The organism is Bdellovibrio sp. HCB337, assembly GCF_047302465.1.
Classification (GTDB): Bacteria; Bdellovibrionota; Bdellovibrionia; order Bdellovibrionales; family Bdellovibrionaceae; genus JACMRP01.
Genome location: NZ_CP178621.1, coordinates 1,216,055 through 1,227,831 on the forward strand (window position 1 = coordinate 1,216,055; position 11,777 = coordinate 1,227,831).

The following is an 11,777-nucleotide window of genomic DNA, read 5'->3' on the forward strand; positions in this document are numbered from 1 at the left end:
AAGGCTACTGCGACACCTGTTGGGTCGCAGTAGTATTGCTGCTCTGAGCATCCTGCATATAGTACACAGTTTGAGTAGGGTACGCGAAGATCACACCCATCTCTTTGGCAGCGGCTAAAATTTCGCAGAAGATTTTTTGCTGACGATTTAGTTCGTCTTGAATATCGAAGACTTCCAAGTGGAAAATCACCAAAACATTCAAAGTAGAATCCGCAAAGCCATTGAATGAAACCTGAATGGTATCTTTCATCACGGCTTGTTCTTGCGAAATCAAATACTTCACGCGTGTGCAGAAGTGCTCGATCAACTCAGGTGGAGTGTCGTAGTGAATGCCCAAAACCTGGCGAATACGACGGTAAGGGCGAAGACCCATATTGTCGATTTTATCTTTTGCCATAGTAGAGTTCGGAATCGTTACCAAGGAATTATACGTTGTACGAATACGAGTCGAACGGAAACCGATAGACTCGATAGTTCCTTCGGTATCACCCACCTTAACGGCATCACCGATAGAGAACGGACGATCCAAAAGAATCATTACAGAACCAATGAGGTTTGCAGCCGCATCTTGAGCTGCCAATGCCAACGCCAAACCCCCAAGTCCAAGACCCGCCAAAAGGGACATCACGTTGACGCCGAAGTTTTGCAAAACAATCAAAACCCCGAGAATGATAACAAGAAGCTTCGCTGTTTTTACAGCCATCGGTGCTAAATGATCATCCAAAGTGCTTTGAGTTTTTGCGGTGTAAGATTTTAGCATTTCACCGACAGCATCCATCGCAACGTAAACCATGCGGACAATGTTGACGGATAAAATGATCTTCACGGCGATCATCAGATACTTATCAAGACGGATTGGAAGCTCTAAGGATTCGATCGTGAAGAGCCAAATAAGACTTAAAAGAATCCAGGCAAGAGGACCTTCCAGGTCTAAACGTACATAGTAGTACCAAAAGCCTTCATGTTTTTTCTTGAAGAACGGCAATTGCTTGAGCTTCTTTGCGGCATAGCGAAACGCTGAGAAGAAAATAGTCCCGAGGGCGAAAGCCGCAACAAGAGTCAGCCATTTCCAAACGGCAACAGTGAAAAACGTTTCATTAAGCCAATGGTTACCTTCGATCATACTTTCAACTCCACACCTGCATAAATCATCACTAAGAAAATAAGGCCCATCAAAATACGATAATAGCCGAAATATTTAAAGCCATGACTCGATAGGAAACGAATGAAGGATTTAATTGCTAAGATTGCGACAGCAAAAGCAATGACATTTCCTACTATTAATAGATGAATCTGAGAGCTCTCGATGTCTTTGAGGAGTTTGACCCCTTTATAAAGGGTCGCTGCTGCTAAAGTTGGCACCGCCAAGAAAAATGAAAACTCAGCGGCCTCTTTGCGGTTCATCTTTAAGGACAAACCACCAATAATCGTCGCTGCAGAACGAGACACTCCAGGAATCATCGCGATAGATTGGAACAAGCCCAATAGAATGCTGTCCTTATAAGAGAGCTGTTCTATCGTGCGGCCCTCATCGTTGTATTTCGCGAAGAACTTATCAGTCCAAATTAAGATCACGCCGCCAATAATAAAGGACCATGCAACGACCTCGGCTTGGCCTAAAAGAATGTCGACATATCCTTTTACTACGAAACCGATGATGGCTGTTGGCAGAAATGCGACGAAAAGTTTTTTGTAGAAACCCCAGTTTGGCAAAAATCTTTTCCAGTAAACGACAAGAACGGCCAAAATGGCCCCGAATTGAATAATGACTTCGAAACTTTTAACAAAAGTGTTCTCTTCTATTCCCATCATATAAGAGGTCAAAACCATGTGGCCTGTCGATGAAATGGGTAGAAACTCTGTCAATCCTTCTACTATAGCGAGAATGATAGCTTGCAGTAATGTCATGGCAAAGGATTGTTATAGTTCTTTGCCCTTCGATCAACTCTTGCTTTGCGTGTCATAAAATTAAGATTCTTACAAGAATTTAGTAGTTTTTGTTCGATAAACCTGACTATGATTTTTTTTACCACGGAGGGATACTATGAAACGCGTTCTATTTTTAGGTGCGTTGCTTGTTTCTTCACAGGTGCTCGCGGGGGAGTATCTAGTGAAATACAGAAGCAACAATGCATTCTCAACACTGTCGGCACTTTCCTATAACAATCAGATCCAAGTCTTGGACAACCATACGGTGGGTCGCCTTGTTAAAGTAGACATCAACGATAATAACGAAGCTCCAATTTTAGCTTCTTTATTGAGCAACCCACAAATCGAGTACGTAGTACCGAATTTCAAGTTGCATGCTTTCTCAGCACCAATGGATCCGGTTGCTTTGAAAAATCAATGGGCGAACGCAAAAGTTCAAGCTGAAAAAGCTTGGCAAAGAGCGGGCAACCGCGGCAGCAAAAACGTTCTTGTAGCTGTTATCGACACGGGTGTTGATTACAGACATGCGTCTTTGGCTGCGAACATGGTCCCAGGTTTTGACTTTGCTGAAAACGACAATGATCCAATGGATAAAACTGGCTTCCAAAATCCAGGTCACGGAACTCACTGTGCAGGTGTGATCGGTGCGACGGGTGTTGTTGAAGGCGGTATCATCGGTATCAGCCCAGAAGTTTCAATCATGCCTCTTCGTTTCTTAACAGAAAACGGATCTGGTGACTTGAACAACGCGATCAAAGCAATCGACTACGCAATCGCTAACAAAGTACAAGTGATCTCTGCATCTTGGGGTGCAACAGTTCCTCGTGCGACAGCGGCTCCTCTTCTTGAGGCAGTTAAGCGTGCGGATGATGCTGGTCTTATCTTTGTTTCTGCTGCAGCAAATGACGGCAAAAACAATGACGTGACTGAAGTTTATCCTGCGAACAATGGACTTCCGAACTCAATCACAGTTGCAGCTTCTGGTCCTAATGATGAAAAACCATCTTGGTCAAACTACGGTTTAGCAAAAGTACACTTGGCTTCTCCTGGTTTGAACATCACAAGCACATTGCCAGGCGATAAGTACGGCGATTTGTCTGGAACTTCTATGGCGACTCCGCTTGTGTCAGGGATCGTAGCTTTGATGAAAGCTCAAGATCCTTCACTAACTGGTGCTCAAGCTCGTGCGATTTTGCAAGTAACTGGTGCGAAAGCTCAGATCCAAACTGCTTGTAACTGCCGTGTTGACGCTTTTGCAGCGGTTGATGCTGTGATGAATAAGCAAATGGTTTTGGTACCTGCTGCTGCAACAGTTGGCCAAGCTGAAGTTATCAACTTCCAAGTATTGCATGGTACGGCGCCATTCAAGTTCGTAAGTGCAAATCCTTCAGTAGCTTCTGTTACTGATGCGGGTGTGATGACGGCTTCTAGCAACGGTACAACAACTATCACTGTGACTGATGCTTCTGGTAAGACTGCAACTACATTGGATATCAATGTTGGTTCAAAACAGTCTCCACCACCAAGTCAGCCACCAAGCCAACCAGGTCAACCGCCTTCTCAGCCTCCGGGTCAGCCACCAGGCAGTCCTGGACAACCAGGCCAATGCCCATTGGGCGATCCGATGATTTGCCAAATCATCTGCCAATTGCAACCACAACTTCCGTTCTGCTCTCAACCATAATTGAGAATTGAAATGAAGAAAGAAAAGGCTCCGGAAACGGGGCCTTTTTTGTTATAGCAGATCTCTCAAAATCCTGAGCCCCTCTGTGATTTCTTTTTCATTTACTCCGGCGAAGCCGATTCTTAAGTGTGTGCCCCGAGACTTCAGATAGTCCATGGAGCTTTCATTTTGAAAGAAAACACTTTTGCTCTTTGCTCGATTTGCGACGCTTGCCGAATCCTGGCGCAAATTCACCCAAATCGACATGCCTCCATTAGGATTGATCCAATCTATTTGGTGCTGCGCCTGAATTTTTTTAAGTTCTTCGATCATGTGAAAATAGCGGCCTTCATAAATTCGGCGCGTTTTTCTTAAGTGTCGTTCAAAGCCACCATCACGGATCCAAGCTCCCAGTCCGATTTGGCTCAAGGAATCGGTTTGTCTAGAAATCAAATATTTCTGATAGCTCATTTTTTCTAGGATATTAGCGTCGCACCCGAGAACTCCTAAACGTGCTCCAGGAAACAATACTTTTGAAAAACTGCAAACGTAGATTCCCAAATCAGTTTCGGCTGAAATCGGCGAAGGCGGTGGGCCGATATAGTGAAACTCGTTATCATAGTCGTCCTCAAGAATAGGAATGTGGTGGCGCTCCGCTATTTGAATCAGATTTTGACGGCGCCGAGGGCTTAAACCCACCGTCGTCGGATATTGATGAAGAGGAGTCACATAGATCATCTTGATATCGTGTTTTTTTAACTTCTCTTTAAGATCGTCGGTATTGAGGCCTTCAGTGTCGACTTCAATCGGAACGAGAATAGCCCCCAAGCTTTCAAAGAGTCTCCAAGCAGGGGGATAGCCTTTTCTTTCAACGGCGATCTTGTCCCCTGGCTTTACAAATGTCCGTGTTGCAAGATAGAGCGCTTCTTGGGACCCATTGGTGACCATGTAGTCTTTGGATGTTAGGTTTCGACTTTTCCTGAGATATTCCGAGACCTCTTTGAGGCAGGACTCCAACCCATTCGTCAGTCCATAGTTGAGTTGATCGGGTTTAGTACGCTTAAGGCCCGCAGACAGGACTCTGCGAAATTCGTCTTTTGGAAACAATCTGAGATCGGGCTGTCCGCCCCAAAACTCCAGTCTATATCTTGTTCGCTCAAGATCTATCACTGGCTGAGAAAGTGCGATCTCGGACAGGGACTTTTTGTTTTTAGATTTAGTCGTTTTAGCTGAGTCGGTGACTGGGATTTTTGCAGAGACAATGTATTTAGATCTTGGAGTGGATTCAATCCATCCTTCCGCAACGAGATCTTGGCAAACTCGCATAATGGTAAATCGGTGGCAGCGATAGAGTCTGGACAGATCCCTTGTCGACGGGAGTGCGTCCCCTGATTTAAGAGTTGCGTTTTTCATCTTCGAGATGAGATCTGAATAAACTTTTTGGTAGATAGTATTTTTCATTTTCTCTGGTCTATATGAAATATTGTTTCTGGTTATTTTAAATAGACCAAAAGAGTCTTAAATTCAAGTCCATGAATCAGGAACAAAATGAAGATATTTGGGTAAAACCCCTTTTTGTAGAAGGAAGGCAGCTGCGACTTGAGCCTTTGGCCCTAAAGCATCTGGACGATTTGGAAAAAAATCTTTTGTCGGCTCAATCATGGCATTTCGTCCACTGGCAAAGCAGGACAAGGGCGGACATGGAAAAGGCTATTTTAAGGTCTTTCCAGGTTCGAAAAGAGGGTTTAGGAAGCAGTGTCGCGATGGTCCTTAGGTCCACCGGTGAAGCTGTAGGGATGAGTCGATTCATGGGACTTAATCGAATGCACAGATATCTTGAAATAGGTGGGACTTGGATTGGTGATCAGTGGCAGAAAACCTTTGTAAATACGGAAGCTAAAATTCTGATGCTGTCTCATGCTTTCGAAACGATTCAATGCCAAAGAGTCGAATTTAGGGTCGACGCCTTAAATTTTAGTTCCCAAAGGGGAGTTTTACGACTGGGGGCCAAATACGAAGGTGAACTCAGAAATGCGTGCCTTCTGCCGGACGGAAGAAAGCGTGACTACAAAGTGTATTCAATCTTGGACTCAGAATGGCCAAATATTAAATCAACACTAAACTGGTATCTGGAGAAATATGTATAGACCACCTTATTCAAAAACTGCAGACACGAACCTGGCGTTGGATCTTATTCGCGAATACCCATTGGGGCTGTTAATTTCCAATTTTGAGCAGAAGCTCGAAGCTAACTACTTACCTTTCTTAGTAGAGCAAGACGGAGAAGACACGTATTTGCTTGCCCACTGTGCGAAAGCAAACCCTCAGTGGCGACGTTTGGTAGGGGATGTGCTTGTTAGTTTTCAAGGCCCCCAGAGGTATATTTCGCCAACGATATATGTCGGCAAAAACCAAGTGCCGACCTGGAATTATGCCGCTGTTCAAGTTCATGGCGTCGCAGAACATTTTTCGGATTCGGAGTCTTTAAAGAAGGTTTTAAATGACTCTGTAAGGTTTTTCGAGGCAGGGAATGGAACGAATTGGTCTTATGACCTTCCGCCAAAGCTACAAGAGAGTTTAGAGTCTGCGATTGTCGGGATTAGGATTAAAGTTCTTAATGTCGAGGCGAAATTTAAACTCAGTCAAAATCGCGGCTCTGAAGACTATGATGCAGTTTCAAATTTTCTAAGCAATAGTAATAAAGAATCAGACCGGACAATGTACAACTGGATGATCAAGTCTCGGTCTTAGTAGCTCGTGGGAAAAGGCTCCAGAAACGGAGCCTTTTTAGTTTTGTACTTTTGCCTTCAATGATTCGCGGATTTTCTCTAGCAAAATTCCCAGTTTATTTTTTCCGGTGCGGTCGCCGCAGTCACCCCAATAGCAATCATTTTTAGTATGCTCATAGATACGGGCGTTGCCAGTTGAAAGTAGTAACTTTTGCAGATCTGGATAGCGGTTGAATTTATCTATCACGGCTTTTTCCATGAACTCATCTTTGCGCTGATCCCAGTCTGCACGTTTTGGAATGCCTTTATCACGTCCGCGTTGGGCCGCTTCCATCGGCGAAGGAGCACTTTGCACCCAAGCGATTAAGTCGTCTTTGTCATACTTGTGAGCTTGGTAATAGTGCTCACTGGTAGGCCACCATTTTTCGTCAACAAAGACCGGGTAGGGGGCAAAGTTTGAAAACTCGCCATAAGGCTCTTTTGTTGAATAGAAATCCAGAATTTCTTCTTGATACACCGTGATAGGAGTTTTGTAGTTCTCCGCTTTACCGACATTTTTTTGGGCACAAGACGCTGCCATAAGACAGACGAGTAAAAAGATAGCTTTCATTCCTCGAATCCTATTCCGAAGTTGAAGGGATGATCAAACGAAAAGGCCAATTTAAGCGTGGCCCCAGGAACATTCTGACGGAACACTATGTATGGAACAGGGGCTTGATTTTGCCTGTAAGGAGTGGGGAAATTAGCGGTAATTCACCATGAGGAGTTCCCATGAAGTTTTTAAGCATTGTGGCGGTTTTGATTTCTTTTGTCGGTTTTGGCTCTCAAGCGTCTGCGGTTGAGCAAAACTATGCTTTTGATCTGACGTATGACGAACAATACTGGTTCGATGGCAATCACCACAATGCAAAATGGAGCACTCCGGTTGAGTCGGTTGTGAGTATCGAGCAGGATTGGAAGTGGATCGAGCTCGATAGTCGTATCTTTGTTCACTCCGTATGCAGCCTAAACTCGGGTGGTGGATTTCCACAAAAAATGGAAATGGTTCCGGGCGCAACGTTTTCGTTCAAGCTAAATGATGACTCTTTCTCGCGTGTTCGTAACAGGGAAATGTTCGTGCGCGTAGAATCTTATGACAAAACTACGGGCAAAATGAATATCGTGGCAGCTTGCTCTTGGTATTACACTGGTGGCGGTGGCGGTAGCCTAAGCATCACAGGAACTGCGACTCCGAAGTAGTTTCTTGACCACTTTCTAGAATTTAGCGACGCTTATGGGATGAAAACAATCATCCCATTTTTTATTTTAGTGTTTGGTTTGAACTCTTTTGCGGATTGCAACTTGAAGGTCGCGACTGCGGCCGGGCAGTATATGGCTGAGCTTGAAAAAGCGAAGCTCACGAAGTATCAAAATAACAGTGTCTGCGAAGTTTTAAGTTATGAGGTCTCGAATTGCTCGAAAGCGCAAAAAGCAAAGCTAGAAAATGCCTTCAATCTCAAGGAAGTCCTCTACAATTATTGCCAACCTCATTTGCCTCCACCTCAAAATATTGGTTTGCCACCACAACAATTGATGAAGGGGGCAGAACTTTATAGCTGGAAAGATCATAGTGGCTACTACTGGTATGCCCTTCTGCCTGGAACGAATGCGAATAAAGAGACCAAACAGTTGCTCGAGAACAAACTCAGCGAAGGAAACCTGAAAATGCATCTTGCAAACCTTCCTGCCGACACCTACGTTTCATGGAATAGCGTTATGAATATCAAAGACAAAGAGAAATTAGAGTTCTCCTACCCATCGGCAAAAGTATCAGAAGAAATCAAAGCGACAGCTCTTCAAGCTAAACTTCAACTCTCTACAGAATCCTCTAAGTAGTCTCGTATCGATTCGGCACCAGTTGTCGCTCTGCGAAAAAACTGGTGCTCATTTCTAGTGTCAAAACCCACCGGTCGCGAAGTGCCTCTGAAAAGGTTGGCCTCGCTTTTGCTTTAGTGTCATTGCGTGTGACGTTTCAGAAAAATGAAACCACCAATAACCACTAAAGGGGGATTTTAGTTATGAGAATTCTATCTTCGGTTCTTTCGGTTTTGTTAGTTGCAGGAAGTTTAGCAGCACAAGCACAAAGCGGACTTAGACTGGGCCAGCCAGCTTATGGCGGTACAGGTTGTCCTGGTGGCAGTGCCAGTGTGACATTGAGTCCGGATCAATCGGCTCTGAGTATTCTTTTCGATAGCTACCTAGCGGAAGCTGGTGCGATGACAGGTAAAACTGTCGATCGTAAATCGTGTAACATCTCGATTCCAGTTCATGTTCCACAAGGGTACAGCGTAGCGATTTTCCAAGTGGATTATCGTGGGTTCAACTTGATCCCAGCTCGTGGTGCATACACTCGTATGGACACTGAGTACTTCTGGGCAGGTTCTCGCGGTCCTAGATTCTCTCGTGTTTACTCTGGTCCTCAAACAGACAACTACACTTTCTCTGATGGTTTGATGGCTCAGACACTTGTTTGGACTCCGTGCGGAGCTAGCGTGAATCTTCGCGTAAACAGCTCAGTAATGGCGCAAACAAACCGTCAGCAAGATCAAACTATGATCACTGTAGACTCTGCCGATTTAACATCTGGCTTGATCTACCACCTTCAGTGGAGACGTTGCATCTAGTTATCTAAGTTTTGGACGAGAAGCTCGCCCCTTACTCCTTGTGGGCGAGTTTTTCAAGAAGTGCAGCTTTCTCTGTGAGGTTTTCGCAGAGAAGGCTTTTCTGCTTTTCGCTCAAGGAGTTTAAAAGCTGGTAGCCAAACTTTTCAAGGTCAGCTTGATAGGCGGTGAGAGCTTGTTTGTAGTTCGGATCTGAGTACTGGTTTTTATCAGTATAGTAGTTGCGAACAAAGTTTTGGAGGCTCTCCGGAGACTTGCGAGCCTCGGTAAACTTCTCAAGGACGTGAGTTCTGTTTTTGATTTGTGCGCGTGCGGGGAAAGGGTTGTTGTTCAAATGCTGGTTCAAAAGTTGGTCTTGGTCTTTCGTCAAAGACTCAATCCACATCTCTATCCAACGAAGATATTTCTTACGGGAGTCGTTACGGGCCTGCTCGCTGTTTTGAATCTTCTGTTCATTCTCTACGTTCTTTTTTCGGATGGCCCGTTCAAAATGCTCTAACTGTTCAGCGCTTGCCGAAGAAATAAATTCTACCGCAGTGTCGGTAAACATAGGCAATAGATGCTGAGAAGCCGCGATAGCATCGCGGTAGTATTTTGCAAAACCGGCTTCCGTCAGAGTGCCAGCGCGGACTTCTTTTTCAAGCTGGCGCAAGGTTTTCGCCCAGATCGGGAATTGCTGGCTACGAATTTTCCGTAAATCTTGTTTCAGATCTGATTTAAGCTCTTTGTTCTGCTGCGAGCTTAGATCAAAATAGTCATCTACTTGAGAAGCGATATAGGTATCAGCCCAATTGACTGCAATATCTAGACGAGTACAGCTGATAATTCCAAGAAAACAAAAAAGGCTTAAAAGGAATTTATTCATTCCCTCATCTTAGCGACAGATTGCCGCAGATAAAAGACTTCTATGAGCAAATAGATAATAAAAGTGACTGTAAGACCGATGCCTTTCAACAAAGCCCAATTTGTTGTGCTCCAGTCATAAGCTGCCCACACGGCAAGCCCTGTGTGAATCGCAAAGAAAAAGCCCGTGCGCCAAGTCACTCCGGCGAGTTTCGTCTTTACAACTTCAGGCAACTGATGTCCTTGTTTTTCTGCGAGCACGACGAGTAGTGGTTTTTTAATCAGGTATGATCCCCACATTGCAAATGCAAACAGACCTTCCATGAGTGCAGGCTGTAGCTTAAACCAAATGCCTTCACTCGAAATCAACGAGACACCACCTAGAACCAACAAAAGTCCGTTTCCCACCCAAGTCATCGTTGAAACTTTGCGATGGCGAATCAGTTCGTAAATAATTTCACCGAAGCCAAAAACCATCCCGGCGATAAGACCCGCGACGATTCCGTATTTTTCTTCGATAACTGTAAAGGCGATAACAGGAAGAAGCCCGCCAAAAAAGAAAGACAGGGCGGCGGCTTTGCCATTAGCGGGTTTCAAAATCCACTCCTTGACCTCTGTGAGGCAAAATCACGGTGTCATTTTCCATAATCACTTCGCCAGCGATAATCGTGTGGGTTGGCCAGCCTTGAACTTTCATGCCATCAAACGGAGTCCATCCGCAGCGACTTGCAATCCAACTATTTTCAATCGTGCGCTGCTTTTTCATGTCGACCACTGTGAAATCAGCGTCGTAGCCAACTTCAATGCGGCCTTTATTTTTCACTCCGAAAATACGGCGTGGATTTTCCGTCACCAGTTGCGTGAAGTGCGTCAGTGACAAGCGTCCGTTGTTTACGTGATTGAGCATAATTGGCACCAGCGTTTGTACTCCGGGCATTCCCGAAGGACTTTGCGGGTACGGACGATCTTTTTCTTCGCGTGTGTGTGGCGCATGATCAGAACCAATCACATCCACAGTGCCGTCTAAAAGTGCTTTCCAAATGCGGTCCATATGGCGCTTTTCACGAATCGGTGGATTTTGCTGAGCATAGTTTTTCAAACGATCATAACAATCCGGAGCAAACAGAGTCAGATGCTGAGGCAGAACTTCGACGGTGATATCATCCATTGCAACTTGAGCTTTTTGCTCTTGCAAAAAGTCCATTTCGTCGCCAGTCGAGACATGGAGTACGTGAACCTTGCGACCGGTTTTGCGAGCAAGAGCAATCAAACGTTTTGTAGAAATCAGTGCGGACTCGGCGTCCCTCCATACGGGATGCATATGAACATCCTGAGAGTCCGTGGCGATATGGCGACGCTCGCGCATACGGGCTTCGTCTTCCGAGTGAACGATCACGCGACGATGACCTGATCGCAGAATGGTTTCTAAAGTTTCATCTTTATCGACTAAAAGATTTCCCGTAGAGCTTCCCATAAAAATTTTGACACCAGAGCAGTGGGGGAGAAGTTCTAGTTTTTTTAATTCAGAAGCATTTTCTGCAGCCGCACCCATATAAAAAGCATAGTTGGCATGACAGCGGTTTTGCGCGCGATGAAGTTTGTCCTCAAAGGCCTCTTGAGTCGTCGTTGAAGGCGCCGTGTTTGGCATTTCAAAAATCGTCGTAACACCGCCTAAAACAGCAGAGCGAGTTCCTGTTTCCAAGTCCTCTTTGTGAGTAAGTCCCGGCTCGCGGAAGTGAACTTGAGAATCGATAACTCCCGGAAGCAGATGTAGCCCCTTAAGGTCCAGAATTTTGTTCGCACTTTCTTTGAGATCAGCGCCGATTTTAGCAATGCGTTTGTCTCTGATCGCAACATCGATTCCAGCTTCGATCAGTCCCGGACCTGACGGGTTCGGCACAAGGGTCGTGGCATTCTTAAGAATTAAATCAAATGGAGTTTGTGGCATAAGAT

13 protein-coding genes are annotated in these 11,777 nt (G+C 45.0%); 6 read left to right on the forward strand and 7 right to left on the reverse strand.

What is annotated here, in order from left to right; all coding sequences use genetic code 11:
- Window positions 1-4: 4 nt before the first annotated feature.
- Together ACLWBB_RS05880 and ACLWBB_RS05885 are read right to left on the reverse strand one after the other, a co-directional pair.
- A complete protein-coding gene (locus ACLWBB_RS05880) occupies window positions 5-1,123 on the reverse strand; it encodes a mechanosensitive ion channel family protein (protein ID WP_413290678.1) in 1,119 nt (372 codons plus the stop codon).
- Entirely contained in the window at window positions 1,120-1,908 is a 789-nt protein-coding gene (locus tag ACLWBB_RS05885; RefSeq protein WP_413290679.1) for an undecaprenyl-diphosphate phosphatase, read from the reverse strand. Before ACLWBB_RS05885 ends, ACLWBB_RS05880 begins: the two co-directional genes overlap by 4 nt.
- A gap of 136 nt (window positions 1,909-2,044) precedes the next feature.
- On the opposite strand from ACLWBB_RS05885, the gene ACLWBB_RS05890 reads away from it, so the two are divergent.
- The gene (locus ACLWBB_RS05890; RefSeq protein WP_413290680.1) at window positions 2,045-3,613 is read left to right on the forward strand and encodes a S8 family serine peptidase; all 1,569 of its coding nucleotides are present in this window, start codon (window positions 2,045-2,047) and stop codon (window positions 3,611-3,613) included.
- Window positions 3,614-3,664: 51 nt separating this feature from the next.
- Here the strand turns inward: ACLWBB_RS05890 and ACLWBB_RS05895 are convergent, their stop codons facing one another.
- Window positions 3,665-5,053 carry a PLP-dependent aminotransferase family protein gene (locus ACLWBB_RS05895; protein WP_413290681.1) on the reverse strand — a complete coding sequence of 463 codons (1,389 nt, stop codon included), beginning with the start codon at window positions 5,051-5,053 and terminating at the stop codon, window positions 3,665-3,667.
- Window positions 5,054-5,124: 71 nt separating this feature from the next.
- Between ACLWBB_RS05895 and ACLWBB_RS05900 the strand changes: the two genes are divergently transcribed.
- Window positions 5,125-5,739, forward strand: coding sequence for a GNAT family N-acetyltransferase (locus tag ACLWBB_RS05900; RefSeq protein ID WP_413290682.1), 615 nt, complete (start codon window positions 5,125-5,127; stop codon window positions 5,737-5,739).
- Window positions 5,732-6,343, forward strand: coding sequence for an FMN-binding negative transcriptional regulator (locus ACLWBB_RS05905; RefSeq protein WP_413290683.1), 612 nt, complete (start codon window positions 5,732-5,734; stop codon window positions 6,341-6,343). The genes ACLWBB_RS05900 and ACLWBB_RS05905 overlap by 8 nt, the downstream gene beginning before the upstream one ends.
- Before the next feature lie 36 nt (window positions 6,344-6,379).
- Here ACLWBB_RS05905 and ACLWBB_RS05910 read toward each other — a convergent pair whose 3' ends face one another.
- The gene (locus ACLWBB_RS05910) at window positions 6,380-6,931 is read right to left on the reverse strand and encodes an NADAR family protein (RefSeq protein ID WP_413290684.1); all 552 of its coding nucleotides are present in this window, start codon (window positions 6,929-6,931) and stop codon (window positions 6,380-6,382) included.
- Between the two features lie 161 nt (window positions 6,932-7,092).
- Between ACLWBB_RS05910 and ACLWBB_RS05915 the strand changes: the two genes are divergently transcribed.
- From ACLWBB_RS05915 to ACLWBB_RS05925, 3 genes are all read left to right on the forward strand, one after another.
- Complete coding sequence (locus tag ACLWBB_RS05915; RefSeq protein ID WP_413290685.1) at window positions 7,093-7,560, forward strand: hypothetical protein; 468 nt, start codon at window positions 7,093-7,095, stop codon at window positions 7,558-7,560.
- A gap of 39 nt (window positions 7,561-7,599) precedes the next feature.
- On the forward strand, window positions 7,600-8,196 hold the full coding sequence (locus ACLWBB_RS05920; RefSeq protein WP_413290686.1) for a hypothetical protein: 597 nt from the start codon (window positions 7,600-7,602) through the stop codon (window positions 8,194-8,196).
- A 182-nt stretch (window positions 8,197-8,378) separates the two neighbouring features.
- Complete coding sequence (locus ACLWBB_RS05925) at window positions 8,379-8,984, forward strand: DUF4360 domain-containing protein (protein WP_413290687.1); 606 nt, start codon at window positions 8,379-8,381, stop codon at window positions 8,982-8,984.
- A gap of 31 nt (window positions 8,985-9,015) precedes the next feature.
- Here ACLWBB_RS05925 and ACLWBB_RS05930 read toward each other — a convergent pair whose 3' ends face one another.
- The 3 genes from ACLWBB_RS05930 to ACLWBB_RS05940 are packed head-to-tail and all read right to left on the reverse strand — an operon-like array spanning window position 9,016 to window position 11,772.
- Entirely contained in the window at window positions 9,016-9,846 is an 831-nt protein-coding gene (locus tag ACLWBB_RS05930; protein ID WP_413290688.1) for a DUF6279 family lipoprotein, read from the reverse strand.
- Window positions 9,843-10,421 (reverse strand): inner membrane-spanning protein YciB, encoded by a 579-nt coding sequence (locus ACLWBB_RS05935; RefSeq protein WP_413290689.1) that lies wholly within the window; start codon window positions 10,419-10,421, stop codon window positions 9,843-9,845. Before ACLWBB_RS05935 ends, ACLWBB_RS05930 begins: the two co-directional genes overlap by 4 nt.
- A complete protein-coding gene (locus tag ACLWBB_RS05940; protein ID WP_413290690.1) occupies window positions 10,408-11,772 on the reverse strand; it encodes a dihydroorotase in 1,365 nt (454 codons plus the stop codon). The genes ACLWBB_RS05935 and ACLWBB_RS05940 overlap by 14 nt, the downstream gene beginning before the upstream one ends.
- Between the last annotated feature and the right edge of the window lie 5 nt (window positions 11,773-11,777).

Excerpts from the sequence above, each read along its gene's own strand:
- ACLWBB_RS05920 (WP_413290686.1), top strand. The coding sequence starts at position 7,600 with ATGAAAACAATCATCCCATTTTTTATTTTAGTGTTTGGTTTGAACTCT.
- ACLWBB_RS05905 (WP_413290683.1), top strand. The coding sequence starts at position 5,732 with ATGTATAGACCACCTTATTCAAAAACTGCAGACACGAACCTGGCGTTG.
- ACLWBB_RS05900 (WP_413290682.1), top strand. The coding sequence starts at position 5,125 with ATGAATCAGGAACAAAATGAAGATATTTGGGTAAAACCCCTTTTTGTA.
- ACLWBB_RS05885 (WP_413290679.1), bottom strand. The coding sequence starts at position 1,908 with ATGACATTACTGCAAGCTATCATTCTCGCTATAGTAGAAGGATTGACA.
- ACLWBB_RS05895 (WP_413290681.1), bottom strand. The coding sequence starts at position 5,053 with ATGAAAAATACTATCTACCAAAAAGTTTATTCAGATCTCATCTCGAAG.
- ACLWBB_RS05880 (WP_413290678.1), bottom strand. The coding sequence starts at position 1,123 with ATGATCGAAGGTAACCATTGGCTTAATGAAACGTTTTTCACTGTTGCC.
- ACLWBB_RS05930 (WP_413290688.1), bottom strand. The coding sequence starts at position 9,846 with ATGAATAAATTCCTTTTAAGCCTTTTTTGTTTTCTTGGAATTATCAGC.
- ACLWBB_RS05925 (WP_413290687.1), top strand. The coding sequence starts at position 8,379 with ATGAGAATTCTATCTTCGGTTCTTTCGGTTTTGTTAGTTGCAGGAAGT.
- ACLWBB_RS05910 (WP_413290684.1), bottom strand. The coding sequence starts at position 6,931 with ATGAAAGCTATCTTTTTACTCGTCTGTCTTATGGCAGCGTCTTGTGCC.
- ACLWBB_RS05890 (WP_413290680.1), top strand. The coding sequence starts at position 2,045 with ATGAAACGCGTTCTATTTTTAGGTGCGTTGCTTGTTTCTTCACAGGTG.
- ACLWBB_RS05940 (WP_413290690.1), bottom strand. The coding sequence starts at position 11,772 with ATGCCACAAACTCCATTTGATTTAATTCTTAAGAATGCCACGACCCTT.
- ACLWBB_RS05915 (WP_413290685.1), top strand. The coding sequence starts at position 7,093 with ATGAAGTTTTTAAGCATTGTGGCGGTTTTGATTTCTTTTGTCGGTTTT.